Origin of the sequence: Lactobacillus melliventris (assembly GCF_042679465.1) — a bacterium.
In the GTDB taxonomy this organism is placed as follows: domain Bacteria; phylum Bacillota; class Bacilli; order Lactobacillales; family Lactobacillaceae; genus Lactobacillus; species Lactobacillus melliventris.
The window spans coordinates 60,358-80,705 of the sequence record NZ_JBHTMT010000004.1 but is presented as its reverse complement, the minus strand read 5'-3'; the positions used below and the strand labels follow the sequence as shown (position 1 = coordinate 80,705).

The 20,348-nt window shown below is 38.2% G+C and carries 19 protein-coding genes, 1 tRNA gene and 1 riboswitch; of the genes, 15 read left to right on the top strand and 5 right to left on the bottom strand.

What is annotated here, in order from left to right; genetic code table 11:
* Nucleotides 1–32 precede the first annotated feature (32 nt).
* Entirely contained in the window at nucleotides 33–1,349 is a 1,317-nt protein-coding gene (locus ACFQ32_RS05580; protein WP_046325467.1) for a C1 family peptidase, read from the bottom strand.
* A gap of 137 nt (nucleotides 1,350–1,486) precedes the next feature.
* Entirely contained in the window at nucleotides 1,487–1,909 is a 423-nt protein-coding gene (locus ACFQ32_RS05575) for an Hsp20/alpha crystallin family protein (RefSeq protein ID WP_046325466.1), read from the bottom strand.
* A gap of 209 nt (nucleotides 1,910–2,118) precedes the next feature.
* Here ACFQ32_RS05575 and greA point away from each other — a divergent pair, with 209 nt between their 5' ends.
* The 4 genes from greA to ACFQ32_RS05555 all read left to right on the top strand — a co-directional run bounded on the left by greA (nucleotide 2,119) and on the right by ACFQ32_RS05555 (nucleotide 5,072).
* The gene (gene greA / locus ACFQ32_RS05570) at nucleotides 2,119–2,580 is read left to right on the top strand and encodes a transcription elongation factor GreA (RefSeq protein WP_046325465.1); all 462 of its coding nucleotides are present in this window, start codon (nucleotides 2,119–2,121) and stop codon (nucleotides 2,578–2,580) included.
* Between the two features lie 78 nt (nucleotides 2,581–2,658).
* Nucleotides 2,659–3,972 (top strand): Y-family DNA polymerase, encoded by a 1,314-nt coding sequence (locus tag ACFQ32_RS05565; protein ID WP_046325464.1) that lies wholly within the window; start codon nucleotides 2,659–2,661, stop codon nucleotides 3,970–3,972.
* The gene (locus tag ACFQ32_RS05560) at nucleotides 3,965–4,321 is read left to right on the top strand and encodes a hypothetical protein (protein ID WP_052724664.1); all 357 of its coding nucleotides are present in this window, start codon (nucleotides 3,965–3,967) and stop codon (nucleotides 4,319–4,321) included. Before ACFQ32_RS05565 ends, ACFQ32_RS05560 begins: the two co-directional genes overlap by 8 nt.
* A gap of 88 nt (nucleotides 4,322–4,409) precedes the next feature.
* Complete coding sequence (locus ACFQ32_RS05555; RefSeq protein ID WP_046325463.1) at nucleotides 4,410–5,072, top strand: CPBP family intramembrane glutamic endopeptidase; 663 nt, start codon at nucleotides 4,410–4,412, stop codon at nucleotides 5,070–5,072.
* Nucleotides 5,073–5,126: 54 nt separating this feature from the next.
* On the opposite strand, the gene ACFQ32_RS05550 is transcribed toward ACFQ32_RS05555, so the two are convergent.
* From ACFQ32_RS05550 to ACFQ32_RS05540, 3 genes are all read right to left on the bottom strand, one after another.
* On the bottom strand, nucleotides 5,127–6,998 hold the full coding sequence (locus ACFQ32_RS05550; protein ID WP_046325462.1) for a MucBP domain-containing protein: 1,872 nt from the start codon (nucleotides 6,996–6,998) through the stop codon (nucleotides 5,127–5,129).
* 191 nt (nucleotides 6,999–7,189) lie between these two features.
* Nucleotides 7,190–7,260 (bottom strand) — tRNA-Gly (locus ACFQ32_RS05545).
* Nucleotides 7,261–7,420: 160 nt separating this feature from the next.
* On the bottom strand, nucleotides 7,421–8,026 hold the full coding sequence (locus ACFQ32_RS05540) for an SOS response-associated peptidase family protein (RefSeq protein WP_046325461.1): 606 nt from the start codon (nucleotides 8,024–8,026) through the stop codon (nucleotides 7,421–7,423).
* Nucleotides 8,027–8,122: 96 nt separating this feature from the next.
* Between ACFQ32_RS05540 and trpS the strand changes: the two genes are divergently transcribed.
* The 11 genes from trpS to glmU all read left to right on the top strand — a co-directional run bounded on the left by trpS (nucleotide 8,123) and on the right by glmU (nucleotide 20,244).
* Nucleotides 8,123–9,142: a tryptophan--tRNA ligase gene (trpS, locus tag ACFQ32_RS05535; RefSeq protein WP_046325764.1), complete on the top strand. Its 1,020-nt coding sequence runs from the start codon at nucleotides 8,123–8,125 to the stop codon at nucleotides 9,140–9,142.
* Between the two features lie 4 nt (nucleotides 9,143–9,146).
* On the top strand, nucleotides 9,147–9,626 hold the full coding sequence (locus ACFQ32_RS05530; RefSeq protein ID WP_045928576.1) for a deoxycytidylate deaminase: 480 nt from the start codon (nucleotides 9,147–9,149) through the stop codon (nucleotides 9,624–9,626).
* Nucleotides 9,613–10,212: a hypothetical protein gene (locus ACFQ32_RS05525; RefSeq protein ID WP_046325460.1), complete on the top strand. Its 600-nt coding sequence runs from the start codon at nucleotides 9,613–9,615 to the stop codon at nucleotides 10,210–10,212. The genes ACFQ32_RS05530 and ACFQ32_RS05525 overlap by 14 nt, the downstream gene beginning before the upstream one ends.
* Before the next feature lie 57 nt (nucleotides 10,213–10,269).
* A riboswitch (M-box (ykoK) riboswitch) is annotated at nucleotides 10,270–10,436 on the top strand.
* Between the two features lie 89 nt (nucleotides 10,437–10,525).
* Nucleotides 10,526–13,216, top strand: coding sequence for a magnesium-translocating P-type ATPase (gene mgtA / locus ACFQ32_RS05520; RefSeq protein ID WP_046325459.1), 2,691 nt, complete (start codon nucleotides 10,526–10,528; stop codon nucleotides 13,214–13,216).
* A 116-nt stretch (nucleotides 13,217–13,332) separates the two neighbouring features.
* Nucleotides 13,333–15,309, top strand: a complete 1,977-nt coding sequence (gene metG / locus ACFQ32_RS05515; RefSeq protein ID WP_046325458.1) for a methionine--tRNA ligase — start codon at nucleotides 13,333–13,335, stop codon at nucleotides 15,307–15,309.
* Complete coding sequence (locus ACFQ32_RS05510; protein ID WP_046325457.1) at nucleotides 15,309–16,076, top strand: TatD family hydrolase; 768 nt, start codon at nucleotides 15,309–15,311, stop codon at nucleotides 16,074–16,076. The genes metG and ACFQ32_RS05510 overlap by 1 nt, the downstream gene beginning before the upstream one ends.
* The gene (gene rnmV, locus ACFQ32_RS05505; RefSeq protein WP_046325456.1) at nucleotides 16,063–16,629 is read left to right on the top strand and encodes a ribonuclease M5; all 567 of its coding nucleotides are present in this window, start codon (nucleotides 16,063–16,065) and stop codon (nucleotides 16,627–16,629) included. The genes ACFQ32_RS05510 and rnmV overlap by 14 nt, the downstream gene beginning before the upstream one ends.
* Nucleotides 16,619–17,512: a 16S rRNA (adenine(1518)-N(6)/adenine(1519)-N(6))-dimethyltransferase RsmA gene (rsmA, locus tag ACFQ32_RS05500; RefSeq protein ID WP_046325455.1), complete on the top strand. Its 894-nt coding sequence runs from the start codon at nucleotides 16,619–16,621 to the stop codon at nucleotides 17,510–17,512. The genes rnmV and rsmA overlap by 11 nt, the downstream gene beginning before the upstream one ends.
* Nucleotides 17,513–17,596: 84 nt before the next feature.
* Complete coding sequence (locus tag ACFQ32_RS05495; protein ID WP_034978009.1) at nucleotides 17,597–17,842, top strand: Veg family protein; 246 nt, start codon at nucleotides 17,597–17,599, stop codon at nucleotides 17,840–17,842.
* 122 nt (nucleotides 17,843–17,964) lie between these two features.
* Nucleotides 17,965–18,795: a pur operon repressor gene (purR, locus tag ACFQ32_RS05490; protein ID WP_046325454.1), complete on the top strand. Its 831-nt coding sequence runs from the start codon at nucleotides 17,965–17,967 to the stop codon at nucleotides 18,793–18,795.
* 63 nt (nucleotides 18,796–18,858) lie between these two features.
* Entirely contained in the window at nucleotides 18,859–20,244 is a 1,386-nt protein-coding gene (gene glmU / locus ACFQ32_RS05485; RefSeq protein WP_046325453.1) for a bifunctional UDP-N-acetylglucosamine diphosphorylase/glucosamine-1-phosphate N-acetyltransferase GlmU, read from the top strand.
* The last annotated feature ends 104 nt before the right edge of the window (nucleotides 20,245–20,348 follow it).

Below are 20,348 nucleotides of genomic sequence, written 5' to 3'. Positions count from 1 at the left end.
AATTTCGTCTTTTTTATTAGGTATAAATTAATTTAAGCGAGTGAATCCCAAGCTGGCAAATCAGTAATTGGACCTTCTGCGATAGCTACTTGCTCTGGTGTCAGGTACTTCTTGTGGACAACAACTTCGTAAACATAATCTTTAAACCAGTCGTTGTTCATAACAAAGAATCCTTTGTCGCCATTCTTTTCGCCCCAGGAGTTTTCAACCTTCCATTGGCGAACATGTCCACCGTCTTCATCTACACCAACTAAAGTCATTGCGTGAGTAGAAGCGCCTGCACCAGTGCGCAAACGATCAGCCTTGGACATCTTAAGGTCTACGCCAAAGAGTTCGCTTAGTTGATACAAATCACTGTCAAGGTAGCCCTTCTTGCGGTCACTTTGTTCACCAACATCATTGCCAAACCAGACTGCTTCGCCGTCTTTTAACTGGTTAACAGCTGCAGTTTCCAAATACTCCATTGGCACGTTTAAGAATTTGATGCGGTATGACCCCTCAACGTTATCTTCAAAAGGTAAGCCATATAATTTATCATATTCATGGTCTGGAGCATTAGACAATACGACATAGTCGTTGAAGTCAACGTCACCCATGTATTTATGCAAAAATTCCAGTGGAGTTAAATCTTTATCCAAGTGGTATTTCTTATCGTCATCACGATATTCCAAATCAAATTTCTTAGGTGGTTCACCGACTGCGATTGCAGTCATCTGGTAAACTTCACTTAAGAAGTGCTTGCGGGCTTTTTCGATCTCATCGTCTTTACCGGCCTGCTTTAATTTACGCAAGACCAGAGCATCCTTCTTCAGCTTATCACCCAAAGCTTTGGCGAAGCCGTTAGTATTATTGGTATTAAAACTTTCAGGCATTGCATAAGAAGGAACGACACCATATTTTTCAATTAAAGCAGCGCCCATGTGGAATTGGCCACCATCTTCGCCTGCACCATCTAGGTGGGCTTTAACAGTACGTGAATCGAGTGGTTCGTCTGCTGTGTCTAAGATATTGTCATAAAAAATATTTGCCCGTTCAATTTTATCCCAGAAGAAGTTGTAGCTTTGTGAGAAAGTAAAATTCTTGCAGTGATATTTTTTACCAAAATTGTGGCGTAAAATGTTTAAAGTGGCAAATTCCCAGCAGCGACCTGATTGACGTTGATTAGTAACATTTTCTGTGTCAAGCTCGGTTGAAAATACACGGGTCAATTCACCTTGAACGCGTTCATTGTAAGCAGCTGTTAAAACACCACTTTTTTGAGCTGCTCGGGCAACAACTTGATTTTGTGGTTTTTCATTAAAGTTTGCGGCAAATTCTTCCAACTCTTGGACAGTTAATTTATGAGCCATAAAATAAATTCTCCTTTTTTAATCTATTTTTAAATTACTATATATTTTAAGCTAAAATAAAAGCGAGTTCAATAGCTGAACTCGCTTTAGAGAATTGTATTGGTAACTTATTTAAAATTTATGCAAGATGGTAATGGTTAATCAATTTGAATTGAATTATCATTTGCACCAGCTTGCTGCTTTGGCAAGGTAATAGTCAATACGCCGTTATCATACTTTGCGTGAATATCACTTGCAACTACATTTGGTAATCTGAAGCTGCGTGAAATGTGGCCTTCGCTTCTTTCACGGTGGATAATACTGTTATCCTTAGACATATCCTTAAATGATTTTCTTGAGCCGGATACGCTCAAAATACCATTATTATAATTTAGGTGAATTTTGTCCTTGTCCATTCCGGGCATATCAACTTTGATCACATATTCTTTGTCGTTTTCAACAACATCTGATTGCATTAATTTTGCTACTTCATTATCGTCAAAAAATTTTCTCGGAAGATCAAACCAATCGTTCATCGCATCAAATAGGTCATTGTGCCGATTCATCATATCATTTGCCATAGTAAAAAACTTCCTTTCGAAATTTATATATTTGTATCAGAAGACTTTCATTTCTTCCTTACAATTATTATTATAGTATGCAGATTCATAAAAAGGAAATAATTAGCACTATTATTTTTTGAGTGCTAAATAATTAGCTTAGATACCTTGAAATTGGTATTTATAGCTTGTGGATAATATTTTTAAGAACATAATTAGGAGAGAATATTTTGGTTTATTATCAAAAAATGACGCCCAAGGGTTACCAAAAAATTAAAGATGAAATAGCCGGTTTAAAAAAGGATAGGCCCAGAAGAATTAAAATTTTACAGGAAGCCCGCTCTTTAGGTGACTTGTCGGAAAATACCGAATATACGGAGGCCAAGCGTGATTTAGGTCATCTTCAAAGTCGTCTGCGTTATCTGGAAAAGCAGTTGAAATATGCCGAAATTATTGAAAAGAAGGCCGATGGCAAAGTAGATTTAGGCAAGACGGTCACACTAAAGTTTGCTGACGATCCGGAGACTGAAACATACCAGGTTGTTGGTCGCATGGAAGCTGATATTGAAGCAGGAAAAGTTGCGTTTGACTCACCACTGGGTCAAGCAATCATGAAAAAAGAAGTTGGTCAAACTGTAAGTGTTACAGCACCTGCCGGTGAGTATCAAGTTACTATTGCAAAAATCGAATAAATTTTTGCTTGATTATTCGAACTTGCGTTTGTATAATTTATTTTAGCGAACGTAAGTTTGCAATAGGAAGTGAAAGCAATGTATGATTACCGTTATGAACCACACCGGTTAATTTTTATGATTGATAACAAATCATTCTTTGCTAGTTGTGAGGCACTTCAATTAGGTCTAAACCCAATGAAAGCTGTGTTGGCAGTAGTTTCGCATCAGCCGCATACAAATTACGGCTCGGGGCTAATTATGGCGGCTTCACCATTAGCGAAAAAGAAATATGGGTTGACTAACGTCATGAGAGTACGTGATTTACCCACCAAAAAAGAAGCGCCGGATTTGATTTTAGTAGAACCTCATATGAACTTATACATCAAGCGCAGCATGCAAGTATTGGCAATTTTTCAAAAGTATGCTGCTGATGAGGATATCCATGTCTATTCTATTGATGAAAGCATGATTGATATGACTAAGTCATGGCGTTTGTTTGGCAACGATCCGTATCTGGTAGCACGCAAAATTCAGGTAGAAATCAAATCAAAAATTGGACTTTACACTACTTGCGGAATAGGAGAAAATCCATTGCTAGCCAAATTAGCCATGGATATTTCTGCTAAACACCGTTGTTCAATGATTGATTATTGGCATTATATTGATGTACCTGATACTATTTGGCAAATTAAAGATCTGGAAGATGTTTGGGGGATTGGCAAAAGAATAGCTGCCCGTTTGCGCCGATTACACATTAATAATATGTATGAATTAGCACACACTGATCCAGCAATTTTAAAAAAAGAGTTTGGCGTAATTGGTGAGCAGCTATTTGCAATTAGCTGGGGAGTGGATCGCAGCATTATTAGTGAAAAATATTTTCCCATAATGAAAAATTACGGTAATTCTCAGATTTTAAACCGTGACTACACAGATCAGCGGGAGATTGAGATAGTCTTGCGTGAAATTGGTGAGCAGGTAGGCGCCAGAATACGGGCGCATCGCTTGCAAGCTGGCTGCATTAGTTTATTTGTCGGCTTTTCCAGGTATGAACAAGATGGCAGGCGCAAGGGCTTTAATGTGCAGCAAAAAATTTGTCCGACCAATGATAATGACTTGTTAGTGCAAGAAGTACTGGCACTTTTTCGTAAAAATTGGCATGGCGAAACAGTCCGTGCTTTAGGGGTTAACTGCAGTCGTTTAGAGCCGGATACCTGCCAGCAATTAACCTTCTTTGTTCCAGCTTCTGAGCAGATAAAAAAACGTACTATAAACATAACTATTGATAGAATCAGAAAGAAATATGGCTTTACCAGTTTGGTCAAGGCATCGAGTTTGGCTAAAGGTGCAACAGCAATCAGGCGTAGCAGTTTAGTTGGCGGGCATAATGGCGGCAATGCATATGAATGATTTTGATAAAATTGTCACAGATTTTTTTAAAAACTATCAAGATCGCAAAATGAAAAAGTGGCAAGGCTTCTTTTTAAGCGATCATACAATGGCAATTAACAAAGATAAGCAAAAGCGCAGTGTGCAGCATTCGGCAAAAGAAACTATGAGTATAGAAGAAATTAGCTTACAATTACTTAAAGCATATGGTAATCACCGCATGGTTCACCTGCAAGTTAAGGTCATGAACAGCGATGATCAGCTGCCCGCAGATATAGTTGGTTTTGTCAGTGGCTATAGTGATGATGGTATTATTGTTGCTGGCCAAAAAATTGCGCTAGAAGATATCAACAATATCAGTGTCGATTGAGAAAAGTTTTCTTGATATTTTATATAGGTTGCTTTTTTTGCTATAATATGGAACTTGTAAGGTACATAATAGTATAGAGGTAATTTTTGTGAATACACCAGCATCGAGGCAAGGCAACATCATACGCTATTTTGTTTATTTTATTAGTTATTTGATGGTTGTCGGCGTGATTAAGCTAGTTACTGCTAATTCACCGATTCATATTTGGGATTTAATCTTATTTGCAACTATCTCGCTGATGGTTTCATTGTTTTTTGTTTATCGTTTTAATAGAGAACAGCGCTTTTTTGACCGTAGTTTTGGGGGCTCCTGGCTGAACAATTTTGGCTTAATAATTGGTTTGACTGCTGTGGTAACGGCTTTACGTATTAGTGTTTCCTGGCTCCAATCCTACGGCAGATTAAAATTATATAATTTTCAAATTGCTTATTTGCACCATGAAGCAAGTTTAACCTACTGGTTTTTACTAGCTGCAATAGGGATAGTTTTGCCAATCCTGCAAGAATTTTTAATTACAGGGTTTTTATTTAATTATGCATTTAGAAGCAACACTGTCTTAACAGCAATTCTGGGCATACTTACTTCTGGTATCTTGTTTGGCTTACTTAATTGGCAAAATTCACTGTTCCTATTAGTAATTAACGTTGTACTCGGTGGACTTTTTGCTTGGTCTTACCTTTATACTCAAACTTTATGGATGCCAATTTATTTAGCGGTGCTAAATGGCATTATCTTAATAATTATGACTTAAACAAATAAGAGTTAGGAAATTTCCCTAACTCTTATTTTTTACTTGTAATATTTATTAAAAGTTACTCTTTTTGACGTATTGGTTTTTCCCTACGATATAGTATAGCTTCCGGTGGATCTTAACGGCTGCGCCATAAGTTCTTACTTTTTGCCCCTTCTTTAAAGCTTTTCGCTGCAGGCGCCTCAGCTTTTTAGCCGTTTTACTGTAAATATAGCTGTTGCGTCTTAGCTTGCGTTTAACGCCGGAAACATTAGTAGCCTTAACATAACTGTCCTGACCTAAATCGTAATACTTCTTGCCCTGAATAACTCTAGTGCCATAGGTCCAAATGGTCTTGCCCATCAGGTATTTGCCCGTTTTACGCCCGCCATTTTGGTCGTACAGGTAGGAATTATGAAAAACAGTTCTCCTGACTGCAGCTTGTCCTGTGACATTTTTAGTGTAAATATAGGTGACACTTTGCGGATTGGCGGTATAAAAGCCAGTCGCATTAGCTGGTCTTTGGGTCAGCTTATAGCCAGCCAAAGCTACTTCTTGCGTAAGGTAACCTTCACCAACATTACCGGTTAAAATCTGATCAGGTGCAAGCTGCTTGCCGGTTTCATCTTGATAGTGAACCGTAACTGAGCCACCCACAATTGGTTGCCTGCCAGCAGTACCGCCAGGGTTAACCGGGGCATTTTTAGTGTAAACATAAGTGACTTCCTGAACTTTATCTGTATATGTTCCTTTAGCATTTTCAGGAGTAGTTTTTAACACATAGCCAGCAATATCTTGGGGTTCACTGCTATAAGACTCACCGATTCTTCCACTTAAAATTTGATCTGGAGCCAGTGTTGCACCAGCTTCATCACGGTAGTGGACTGTAACTGCTTCACCTAACCTGACATACGTATCTTGGTCTCTGCTCCCGGAATAGTTATCCATTAATTGACTAGAAGTCCAGCTCTTATTTCCCTGAGGTTTATCAACTGTGCCATTGCCTACATTCAACCAAGTGCCGGTTGTATCAAGTCCAGTTCCCTGTATATAATTATTAGGCCCCAGAACTAAAGTAGACAAATTAGGTAAACTATTTAACATTTCACTTTTATCAGTCACCTGAGCCATTTGGAAACTACTGATATTTAGAGTTCTTAAGCTTGGGCACCACCTAAACATATCTTTCATACTAGTAACTTTAGAGGTATCAAAATTACTTACGTCTAGATTGGTTAAAACGTTATTGGCACCAAACATAAAATACATAGAGGTAACTTTAGAGGTATCAAAATTACTTACGTCTATATTGGCTAAGCTGTGACAATTTGAAAACATATAGGTCATATCAGTCACTTCAGCAGTATCAACTTTATCTAGACCCTCAATTTCAGTTAGATTAATAAGCCCATAAAAAAGATAACTAGCATTACCAATAATTTTTAATGGACCTGTAATCTTGATTGTTTTCATAGATCTATATTCTTCAAAAAGAAAAATAATAGAATCAGGATCAGTAATCGTACCACCTGGTATAGTTGCTATACCAGAATCAGTATCAAAAGTTACATTAATTCCGCCCCAAGAAGCTGTCAAAACAGAACGCGGTGTAATTCCTTTAGCTTCAGCGCCCGCAGCTGGCGGTTCATTAGCGTCTTGAGCTTCACTGCTAGGAGACGTTGAGGGCTGCGTTTCATTGCTAGCCGCAGCTTCAGAAGTAGTACTTGCTTGATTGTTATTAGCAGCACTATCAGTTGAAGCTGCTGTCTGATTATTATTGCTAGCCGGTAAGGAGCTGCTTTGAGCTACTTGCTTTTTAGCAGCAGAATCAACTAGAGTATCAGCTTTAGCCATATCAGGAGAAATAATAATTAAGCCCAAGGTAGCAGCCGCTAAGCTAGTAAATATTAATTTGCCCCGATGGTGGCAGTTGGATTTAGAATTCATTGTCAAACCGTAATTGAACCTTTCACAAATTAAAGAAATAAAATAAAAACATAAATTAATAATATTTTAAATGTAAAAACAGGAGCTTATATTGAGACTTTATACAACAATAATATATGGTTGAAAGTAATAGTTATCCTTAAAAACTAATGATTAGGCGATGACTATTAAAGTTATTGCCCTTTTAATTAAGCGGATAGCGTGAATCGAACCCGCATCTTCAGCTTGGGAAGCTAACATTTTACCATTAAACTATACCCGCATTACTTAAACAGTTTACCATGTTTCGTTTGCAAAACCAAGTTTAGTTTTTAAATTTTTTTAAAACTGGTTAGATAAAAAACATATCTAAATCTAAGAGTATTTTAGCGTCTTTTAGCTTAATTTGCATAATAACAGGTGATAGAAAGTTTTTAGAATTGTTACTTTTTATGAGGCATTTTGACAGAATCAAGTTTTAACTGATTGCGATCAACTAAAGATGAGAAGTTTTGAAACAGCCATTGGCGCAATTCATCTGCCTGAATAACTAAAGGCATACGGTCATGGATTTGGGCATAAGACGCATTAGGTTTAGTAGTAACCATTGAAAAATGATCTTTTTGATAAATTCCGGCTATCAATGTCAGTGAGGCATTAGCATTTTTAAAGCTGAAGCGTTCATGATAATGATGGTTGTTTTTACCCAGATAGGTTTCATGACCGGATTCAAAAAATTGTTTGGCGATAATAATGCAGCGAGATTTAGCAAAGGAAGAATCCCACATTGATCTTTTCTCTTCAAAGAAGCGTTCAACCCGGGCATTAAAAACTACTTTTTTGTGGTCGAACGGACTGGGATAACCCCAAGTTTTAGGCAGCAATTGCAATTGATTATCTGAATATACTAGTACAGGAGCAATACCTTGTGGAAAGATATTCTGATTTTGGGGTAAGTTACTTGCGGGTTCTATTAATGGCAAGTTTAAGTCGTTTGCTAAGTATTTTTTAATTTCGGCCAAACTTGGCAGTTGAAATTGGTTACACATTTTTTCCTCCGTGTTTATTCATTACTTGATTTTTGGTAGAATTAATATAATTATTACATTAAAAAGATTTTAATTATTTAAGGAAGGCAGATTATGATGAAAAAGAAAGTTATCCTTACAGGTGATCGCCCAACAGGAAAATTGCATGTGGGTCATTACATTGGTTCATTAAAGAATAGGGTAAAATTGCAAAATTCGGGTGAATATCACCCATTTATAATGATTGCTGATACTCAAGCTTTAACTGATAATGCCCGTAATCCTGAAAAAATTCAAAAGAGTTTAATTCAAGTAGCACTGGACTATTTGGCAGTAGGGATAGATCCTGAAATTTCTACAGTTTTCGTTCAATCTAAAATACCTGCTCTGTTTGAATTAACAGCTTATTATATGGACTTAGTCACAGTCAGCCGCTTGGAGCGTAATCCGACTGTTAAAGCCGAGATCAAGCAAAAAGGTTTTAACGATTCTATTCCCGTGGGCTTTTTAAATTATCCAGTATCACAAGCAGCTGATATCACAGCCTTTAAGGCAACTTTGGTACCAGTTGGAGATGACCAAGAGCCCATGCTAGAACAAGCACGTGAAATTGTGCGAACTTTTAACCGCGTATATAACTGCAATGTTTTAGTAGAACCTAAAGGCTACTTCCCGGAAAAAGGCGAGGGACGGTTGCCTGGTCTAGATGGTAATGCCAAAATGTCCAAATCCTTAAATAATGCTATTTATCTGTCTGATGACGCCAAGACCGTTGAACAAAAAGTAATGTCAATGTATACTGATCCCCAGCATATTCATGTTGAAGATCCAGGTAAAGTAGAGGGTAATACTGTCTTTACCTATCTTGACATTTTTGATCCTGACAAGGATAAGGTAGCGCAATTAAAGGCAGATTACCAAAAAGGTGGCTTGGGTGACGTTAAAATTAAGCGTTACTTAAATTCGGTGTTGGAAAATGAATTGGCTCCAATACGTGAGCGGCGCGCTAAATATGAACAGAATACATCTATTGTTTATGATATGCTGATTGAGGGCTCTAAAAAAGCAAACGAAGTAGCTAATCAAACCTTACAAGAGGTACGAGACGCAATCGGTTTGAATTATTTTAAGAGGTAAAAAAATGCGTAAGCGAATTCCCTGGAAACAGTACTTTATGATGCAGGCTTTAGTGATTGCCCAGCGTTCAACATGTGACCGGGCTTTGGTTGGCAGTGTTTTAGTAAAAAAGAATCGTATTATTGGCACCGGTTATAATGGTTCCGTTACGGGTCAGCCTCATTGCGATGATGTAGGTCATCAATTAGTTGACGGTCACTGCGTGCGGACAATTCATTCTGAAATGAACTCACTTATTCAGTGCGCACGTAACGGCGTTTCAACGGATGATACCGAAATTTATGTTACACACTTTCCCTGTTATAATTGTGCTAAAGCCTTAGTGCAGGCTGGAGTTAAAAAAATCAATTATTATTTTGATTACAATGACAGTCCGCTGGCGATTAAACTTTTTAAAGACTGTGGGGTTCCTTATGAACAAATTAAAATCGATCGGCAATATGTGGAGCAATTGGCCCATAAGCTGGAAGATGCTGAAAACTAAATTAGCGTTATTTACGGCTTTATTCGGTATTTTTCTGACAATGACGGGCTTTTCAAGTCCTAACATTAAAGATAATAGTAATTTGCTCGAGCGTGAAACCAGTAAATTGATTTTGGCCAAAAATGACCGGTATTTTCAAACCAGTGAACAACCACAAATCATTGTCAAAACGGTGAATCGGGTTGATCATTTAACGCCCGTCAAATTAAATAAATATAAACGGACAGTTTTTATCGTTGTGGGTACTAAAAACAAGAAACGTAACGTGCAGATATATTCCAGTAAAGATCTCCACAGTGCGTTTTCTGCTGACGTCCGGACAAATATAATTCGGTCTCAATCTGACAAATTGCGTAGTAATAATAAAAAGAAATTTAATGAAGGATTACGTTTTGTTTTTAGGGCATGTGCCACTACCATTGACCAGCGTTACCAATATTCACTTGATAAATATGACTTGTCCAGTGATGAGCGCGCGCAACTTTCCCACCCTCATAGGCTGGCTTTACCTATCGCTTTAGCCTTGGCACTAGTAATCAGCGGCTTAGTTTACTTTTTTAAAAATAATTTGAACATAAAAAGGTAAAAATGTTGACTTTATCATGTGTTATGTATTAAACTCACAGTGCGAATTAAATAAGAACAAATAAACTGTTAGGTGAGACTCCTACGTGAACAAATGCTATCGCCCGGAAACATCCAGAGATGCCAACGGGTCAAATAGTTTTCGTCGATATAAGGCGCAAACCAGATAGCTAGCAGCATAAGCTTACGTCACGTAGTGTTAAAACTGAACGATGAGTATAATAATACCTGTTGAAAAGGGACGCCAAGCGGTTAGCTAGGTGGCCCTTTTTTAGTTTGTTTGAATTAGTTGTGTGATGAGGAGAGTGGGGAAAATGCTGAAAAAACCAAATGGTACTACTAGCAATAAAGATTTAGAACTGGTAAAAGCAATAGCTAAAGAAAGCAGATCAGAGACTTTAGCAAGACTGCATGCAAGCAGTGATGGTTTAACTAGCCAGCAAGCTGAAAAAAGCCGGGAGGAATATGGTTCTAATACTATTGCTACAAATAGACATAATTCTAAACTCCGCTTTTTGGCGGAAGCCTTCATCACCCCATTTACTTTGGTATTGCTAGTCTTAGCTACGTTGTCTTTATTTACTGACTATATTTTTGTGCCTGCTGGCGAAAAGGACCTAACCACTGTAGCAATTATGGTCACGATGGTTTTGATTTCCGGGATAACCAGCTTTGTGCAAAACGTCCGGTCATCTAATGCTGTGGATTCCTTACTTAAGCTTGTTTCTGTTACTACAGATATTATTCGCGATGGTAAAGACCAGGAAATTGATACCAGTGAAGTGGTTGTAGGTGATGTGATTCGGTTAGCTGCAGGCGACATGGTACCGGCAGATATGCGTCTTTTAACCAGTAAGGACCTCTTTTGTTCTTCCAGTTCTTTAAATGGTGAATCAAATCCGGTAGAGAAAATCGCTACTGCCAAGCCAAAAATCGGGGCGGACCGTGATTATCTGGATTATCCCAATATTTTATATGAAGGTACAACAATCGTTTCCGGTTCCGGCTTAGGAATTGTGTTTGCGACTGGTGAAAGAACCATATTCGGCAAATTGGCTCATGATATTTCACATAACGATGTTAAAAACACAACTTTTGATGTTGGTATCAAAAATGTTTCTAGATTATTAATAATTATGACTGCCATCATCGCACCTTTAGTTTTCATTATCAATGGTATTACTAAGGGCGATTGGGTAAATGCCTTGATCTTTTCAATTGCTACTGCAGTTGGATTAACTCCCGAAATGCTGCCTGTAATTGTAACCACCAATCTGGTTAAAGGATCAATCGAAATGTCCAAAAAAGGCACAATCGTTAAAAAGATGAATTCAATCCAAAACTTTGGCTCAGCTGATATTTTGTGTACTGATAAAACCGGTACCCTTACTCAGGACAAAGTAGTTCTGGAACGTCATTATGATTTAAATTTACGGGAAAATCCGCGGATTTTGGAGTTAGGCTATCTTAATTCCAATTACCAAACGGGGATGAAAAACCTGATTGACAAAGCAATCATTGAAGCTGCTGGGGATGAACTGGATATCAGTGAAATTCAGCGTGATTACAATAAGATTGATGAAATTCCATTTGACTTTTCCAGAAGACGCATGAGTGTGGTGGTGGAAAACGCAGATGAGCAACACGGCGAGCACTTGCTAGTAACTAAAGGTGCCTCAGAAGAAATGATGGCTGTTGCTACCAAGCTTGAAGTTGACGGACAGATTTTACCTTTAACACCTGAACGTAAGCAAAAAGTAATGGCTAAAGTAAATGACATGAATGATGATGGCTTACGTGTGATCATGCTGGGCTACAAGCGTAATCCTGCACCTGTCGGTGAATTTTCAGTAAAAGATGAAAATGACCTTATTCTTTGCGGCTATCTTGCTTTTCTTGACCCACCTAAGGAGAGTGCTAAGGATGCTTTGGCTCGCCTAAAGTACGATGGAATTAACGTTAAAATTCTGACAGGAGATAACGAGGCCGTTACCAGAACTGTTGGCTTACAAGTTGGTTTAAATGTCGATACAGTTTATTCAGGTGCAGATCTTGAAGGCAAGAAGCCTGAAGAGTTGGCAAAAATGGTGGAAGAATGCAATATTTTTGTCAAATTATCACCGGAAGATAAAACCAAAATTATTAATCTGTTAAAGCAAAATGGTCATACTGTAGGCTATATGGGTGATGGTATCAACGATGCCCCAGCAATGAAAGCAGCTGATGTCTCAATTTCTGTGGATACTGCTGTGGATATTGCTAAGGAATCTGCTGATATTATTCTGCTGCATAAAGATTTGAATGTACTAGAAGAGGGCGTGAGAATCGGTCGAAAAGTATTTGGCAATACTATGAAATATATCAAGATTACACTTTCTTCCAACTTTGGTAATATTTTATCAATTATGGTAGCCTCTTCATTCCTGCCATTCTTGCCAATGCTGCCACTACAACTCTTGGTTTTAGATTTACTCTACGGCACTAGTTGTCTGGCGCTACCATTTGATGATATGTCTGACAAGTTCTTAAAAGAACCACGAACATGGTCAACCAAGAAGTTGCCTAAGTTTATGTTTTACTTTGGTCCAACTTCATCCGTCTTCGATATTTTGACTTTTGCGTTGCTATTCTTTGTAATCTGCCCACAACTGACAGGTGGCAATTACAGCACCCTGGGAGCAACACAACAGGTTGCATTTGTCGCTCTTTTTCACACTGGCTGGTTTATTGAATCACTTTGGACTCAGGAAATGGTTATTCACGCTTTGCGTGATCCGCGCTTACCATTTATTAAGCAGCACGCTGCACCGGGAGTTACCCTGGCTACATTTGGTGCTGGTGTAATTGGAACTTTGATTCCATTTTCATTCTTGGCAACAAAGCTGGGCTTTGGCAAGATGCCAATTGAATTTATGTGGGTAGTATTCGGTATACTTGTTCTATATATATTATTGACTACAGTTGTCAAGTATTTCTATTTAAAGAGTGAAAAATTTTTAATCTAAAAATAAGTACAGAATACTAAATATCTACTAAAAAAGAGAACTCCGTAAGGAATTCGCTTTTTTGTTAGTGTAGTATAATATAGTATAATTAAGCAAAAATTAAGGAGAAAATGAATATGGCTGATAAAAAAACTTTTTATATCACAACACCAATCTACTATCCATCCGGCCGATTGACTATCGGTAATGCTTATACCACAATCGCAGCTGATGTAATGGCACGCTACAAGCGCAGCCAAGGCTACGACACTTTCTTTTTAACTGGTACTGATGAGCACGGATTAAAAATTGAACAAAAAGCTGAAAAGCAAGGGGTTAAACCGCAAGAGTTTGTAGATAAAATGGTGGCCATTTATAAAAAGTTGTGGCAAAGCCTTGATATTTCATACGATAAATTTATTCGGACTACTGATAAAGAACACGTTAAAGGCGTCCAAAAGATTTTTGAGCAGCTGTTAAAACAAGGTGATATTTATCTGGGCGAATATACAGGCTGGTATTCTGTAGAAGACGAGGAGTATTTTACAGAATCACAATTGGCTGAAGTGTATAAAGACGATGATGGTAATGTGATCGGTGGTAAGGCACCATCTGGTCATGAAGTCCAACTTGTTAAAGAACCATCATACTTTTTCAAGATGAGTAAATACGCTGATCGTCTTTATCAGTACTACCAAGACCATCCTGATTTTATTCTGCCTCATTCTCGCGAAAAGGAAATGGTCAACAATTTCATAAAGCCTGGTCTGGAAGATTTATCTGTTACCAGAACGACTGTTTCCTGGGGTATTCCTGTTCCAAGTGATCCTAAACATGTTGTTTATGTTTGGATAGATGCTTTATCTAACTATATTACTGCATTGGGCTATGGCTCAGATGATGATTCTTTATTTAAAAAATACTGGCCGGCTGATATTCACTTGGTAGGTAAAGAAATTGTTCGTTTCCACACAATATACTGGCCGATTATGTTGATGGCTTTAGGTTTGCCATTACCTAAGCATGTGATTGGTCACGGCTGGGTTTTGATGAAAGACGGCAAAATGTCCAAGTCGAAGGGCAACGCAGTTTATCCTGAATCTATTATTAACCGTTATGGCGTGGATGCATTGCGTTACTACTTAATGCGTGCCTTGCCATTTGGCTCTGATGGCGTCTTTACGCCAGAAGATTTCGTTGAGCGCGTTAACTATGACTTGGCTAACGACTTAGGCAATCTGCTCAACAGAACTGTTTCCATGATCAATCAATATCAAAATGGCAAAGTTGAACCAGTTGCCCAAGAGCAGGATGACTTAGGTAAGGACTTGGCCCAAACGGCAGCAGACGTTATTGCCAGCTATAAAACAGAAATGGATACTTTGCACTTTACTCAGGCAATTGAAGATATCTGGAAGTTTATTAATCGTGCTAATAAATATATTGATGAAACAATGCCTTGGAAATTAAATAAGGAGGGTAAAGCTGCAGATTTAGCGCGCGTAATGTCGAACTTGGCAGAGAGTTTACGTATCATTGCTTTGCTGATTGCTCCAATTATGACCAGGACTCCAGTAGAAATGTACAGACAATTAGGTCTTGACTGGGACAATGATGAGCACAAGCAACTTGAATTTGGTGCATGCACCTGGAAAACTCAAGTCATTTCTGATCCCAAGCCGATTTTTCCAAGAGTTAAGCCTGAAGAAGAAATTAAATACATTAAAGACGAGATGGCTAAAGCTAAGCCGAAGAAGGCAAGCCGCAGCGAACAAGGTAAGGATAAAGAAATATCGATAGACGATTTTGCTAAGGTTAAAATCCAAGTCGGTAAAATTCTGTCTGTTGAGCCAGTTCAAGGTTCTAAGAAATTGCTTCAGTTCCAAATGGACTTTGGCAATGGCGATGAAAGACAGATTTTAAGTGGTATTAGGCAGTATTACCCTAATGCCAGTGAATTACTGGGCAAAAAGGTTTTGGCAGTAACCAATCTTAAGCCACGCAAGATGTTAGGTCATCTAAGCCAAGGTATGCTGCTTTCTAGTGAAAAACATGGTGAAGTAAAGCTGGCTTTAGTTGGTGACGAACATGAAATTGGGGCCCAACTAAGTTAATGGAATTAATTGATAACCATACTCATTTACAAGATGAACCATTTCGTGGCAAAGAAGAGTTTTACCTCGATCGGGCACAAAAATTAGGTGTAACTAAGATAATTTGTGCAGGACAGGATCCAGAGTTTAATAAGCGCGCAATTAATTTAAGTCAGCGTTTTACTCAAGTCTCTGCGATGGTGGGTTATTGCCCTGATGTGGCCAAAGATTATAACCAAAAAGCAGAAGACTTGCTAATTGAACAGTTGCAACTTCCTGGCGTTGTGGCGTTAGGTGAAGTAGGGCTAGATTACTATTGGGATGAATCTCCGCGTGATAAACAAAGAGAGGTTTTTGCTAGACAGGTTGAACTGGCTCATGAATTAAAAAAACCGGTTGATATTCATACGAGGGATGCTTTTGGTGATTGCTATGAGATATTAAAAAGCAGCAACTTAGAGTACGGTGCAATTTTGCACAGCTTTAATGGCGATATTTCATGGCTGACTAAATTTTTGGATTTAAATGTATATTTTTCTTATTCTGGTGTTGTTTCCTTTACTAAGGCAACTGCAGTGCATGAAGCGGCCAGAAAAACTCCGTTAGAGCGATTGTTGGTGGAAACCGATGCTCCGTATTTAACTCCTAAGCCATATCGCGGTCGGCAAAATGAACCGGGCAATGTTTATTACGTAGCTCGCGCCATTGCGGAATTAAAGGATCTCCCGTTAGAAAAAGTTGCTCAGGCAACATATGCGAATACGATGAGGGTCTATGGTCTTAACTAAAAAACAATATAATGCCGTTGTTGTCGTTGAGGGAAAAGACGATACTATTCGTCTTAAACAATTTTTCCCTGGGATTGAAACTATCGAAACGAATGGCTCGGATGTGCCTGATACAGTACTTACTGAGTTGCAGGAACTAGCTCATAAAAGAGAAATTATTGTCCTGACAGATCCTGATTTAAACGGCGAGCGAATAAGACGCTTAGTTACTAAAGCAGTGCCGATCGCAAAGCAGGCTTTTATAACGCGTAAAGAGGGTGAGCCTCATAAAAAAGGTTCACTTGGCGTTGAGCATGCAACAAAAGAGGCTCTGGTAAAGGCACTAAGTGTTTTACATGAAAAGAAGCTGCCCAGCAGTGATTTGACCAGGAAAAAATATCAAGAACTAGGTTTAGCCAGTGGCCCTAATTCACGCAAATTGCGGGAACAAGTGGGAATAAAGCTGCGCGTTGGCTATGGCAATGGCAAGCAATTCTACCATCGTTTACAGACTTTTGGGATTTCACTTGCGGAGCTTAAACAGGCTGTTGAGGAGGTTAAAGATGAACACTGAGATTCCTATTGGCTCTCCAGTTAGAACTCAAGCAATTATCAATCGCTATTTTATGAAAGCTAAAAAAAGCTTGGGTCAAAATTTTTTAGTAGACCTGGATGTACTTCAAGGTATAGTTCGAGCTGCTGCGATTAAACCCGGTGATCAGGTGATTGAAATTGGGCCGGGAATTGGCTCTTTGACTGAACAGCTGCTCAATGCCGGAGCTAAAGTTTATGCTTATGAGGTTGATGAAAACCTCCCAGAAGTGCTGCATAATGAACTACCGGCTAAAATAAATGGTAAACCTTTGAATCAATGCTTTAAATTAAAAATGAGAGATATTTTAAAGGCTGATTTTGCAGCTGATCTGGTTGACTTTTTTGATTTAAATAAACCGATCAAGGTTGTTGCCAATTTACCTTATTACATTACAACTCCAATCATTTTCTTTCTTAATAATTCTCAACTGAAATTTACCAGTTTAACCTTGATGATGCAAAAGGAAGTGGCCGACCGTTTGCATGCCCATGTCGGAACAAAGGAATATGGGCCTTTAACAATCGCAGTTCAAGCCGAAATGAGTGTGCGGTCCTATTTGACTGTCAAAAGCAGCTCTTTTATACCTCAGCCTAAGGTTGACTCAAGCGTCGTAGTTTTAAAACCTTTAGCGGCAGCGAATAAGCCTGATATAGCTAACCTTGAACACTTTAACCGGGTAGTTAAAATGTGTTTTGCTCAAAGACGTAAAACATTAAATAATAACTTAAAAGTTCTTCTCCCAGATGAAAAACAGCGCTTAGCTCTGATTAAATCTTTGGGAGTCGATTCACGCATTCGTCCAGAACAACTGACACTAGAACAATTTGTTGAAATTGCACATAGGGTGTCGGTTAAAAATTGACGAAAATATTCTGGGGTAGTTTTTAAAAAGAATTGAAAAAATAATAATAAAGTGGTATAATACAACTCAAAGGAGTTGTTTTCATTGCCAACATCTATTATGACCATTAAGAGTAAGCTGGATTCACATTTAGGTGATTCATTAACTGTAGTTGCAAGAGCTGGACGTAAGAAAGTAACTAAAAGACGTGGAATTTTGAAGAACACTTTTCCTGCAGTTTTTGTAGTTGATTTAGACCAGGATTCAAATAACTTTGAACATGTTTCTTATAGTTACACAGATTTGTTAACCAAAAATATAACATTAAAATTTGATAACGCTGTGCAATAAGTTTAAGGCGTCATCTTAAGATTACTTTTTGGCAATAACATTTGGTAAAATGTTAGTGCCTTTTTTTATGGTTGAGTGTATAGTAGTAACTGGCAAAAAACAAACAATAGGAGGTAATTTCTATGAAACGTTCAGAGAGATTAGTTGATATGACTAAATATTTAATGGAACGACCACATGACTTAATTCCGCTGCCATTTTTTGCGAAAAGATATGGTGCAGCTAAATCTTCAATTTCTGAAGACCTGGCAATCTTGAAGCACACCTTAGCAAGCAATCAAGACGGAATTTTGGAAACAGTCGCAGGTGCGGCTGGGGGTGTGCGTTATATTCCTTTTTGGGGTAAAAAGCACGCGCAGAAATATTTAAATCAATTGGCCAGTCGCATTGAGGATCCTGACCGCATTTTAGCTGGTGGATTTGTTTATCTGTCTGATATCATTGGCAATCCACAAGACTTGGATAAAATCGGTAAATTAATTGCTACTAGGTATGCATATTCTAATATTGATATTGTGATGACTATCGAGACCAAGGGAATTGCTTTGGCTCAGGCAGTTGCACGTTATTTAAATGTACCGTTTATCATTGCACGTAAACGCTCAAAAGTAACTGAGGGAGCAACAGTTTCTGTAAATTATATTTCTTCATCACTTGACCGTGTTTCTAAAATGGAATTACCAACAAGAGTGCTAAAAGAAAACTCAAATGTACTGCTGATAGATGATTATATGATGGCTGGCGGAACGCTGACGGGAATGCAACAACTGGTAAAAGAATTTAATGGCAACATTGCCGGTATTTGCGTTTTATGTGAAGCGGATTTTGACGATGTTAAACTAATTGAAGGTCATCTTTCTTTAGTAAAAATTAAAAAAATAGATGATAAGAGGAAAGTTATCATGGCAGAGCCGGGTTCTTTGATTGCTCATACTGATTTTGGCAGCTTTTAGTTTCTGCGACAATATACTAAAATATAAACAGTAATTTAAGAATATAAAAGAGGCTGAAAATCTATGAAAAAATTTGTAATTGTTCTAGCGGCTGGCAAAGGAACACGTATGAAGTCCAAATCATACAAAGTTTTGAACAAGATATGTGGGAAAACAATGGTTGAATATGTGGTCGAAGCTGCCCAGGCCACTGAACCGGATAAAATAGTAACAATTGTTGGCATTGGCGCTGAAGAAGTTAAAAAAGTCCTGGCCGGTAAGTCCGAATTTGTTTTGCAGAAAAAGCAACTTGGTACAGGGGATGCTGTTTTAACTGCAGCTGATGAATTGGCGAAAGAAAATGGTGCAACTCTAGTGATTACTGGCGATACCCCCTTATTTACAGGTGAAACTTTTCAAAAATTATTTGATTACCACCAAAGTAAGGGAAATGCAGCTACAGTTTTGACTGCTCAAGCTGCTAATCCTTTTGGCTATGGCCGCATTATAAGGGATGACCAGGGTAACGTCTTAAGGATTGTTGAGCAAAAAGATGGCACAGCAGAAGAATTGGAAACTAACGAAATTAATACTGGCGTTTTTTGTTTTGACAATCAGAAACTGTTTAGCGCATTAAAGCAGGTTAACAACCATAATGCTCAAGGAGAATACTATTTAACTGACGTCTTGGAAATCTTGCGCAATCAAGGTGAAAGAATTGGTGCATATAAAATGCCTGATTTCAGTGAAAGCCTTGGGGTCAATGATCGCTTAGCATTAGCACAGGCTACTAAAACTATGCAGAAGAGAATCAATGAAAAGCACATGGCTAATGGCGTTACTTTTGTTGATCCAGAGACGGCATATGTAGATGTAAATGTTAAAATCGGTTGTGATACCCAAATTGAAGGCAACGTAGTTATCAAAGGTAATACCGAGATCGGCAATAATTGCGTAATTACCTCTGGAACCAGAATTGTTGATTCAAAAATTGGCAATAATGTGACTGTGACTTCATCCACGATTGAGCAGGCCGAAATGGCTGATTTTTCAGATATTGGGCCAAACTCACACTTGCGTCCCCAGGCTATTATTAGAAAGGGTGCCCACATCGGTAATTTTGTTGAAATTAAATGTGCCGAGATTGGAGAAAACTCCAAAGTTGGTCATTTAACTTATATTGGCGATGCTACATTAGGCAAGGATGTTAATGTTGGTTGTGGCACTATCTTTGCTAATTATGATGGTGTGAAAAAAGATCACACTAACGTTGGAGATCATGCGTTTATTGGTTCAGGTGCTACCTTAGTGGCACCGGTTAATATTGCTGACCATGCTTTTGTAGCAGCAGATTCAACAATTACTAAAGATGTAGCTAAATATGATATGGCAATTGCGCGTGGCCGACAGGTAAATAAGCCTGATTACTGGCATAAATTGCCCCTGTCTAACGATTCTAACTGGAAATAATAATCAAACAGAGCTGAAATCAATTTTCAGCTCTGTTTGATTTTGCAGAATAACTAAAAATAGCTCCTGAGTTCTTTAAACTCAAGAGCTATTTTAGTAAGCTA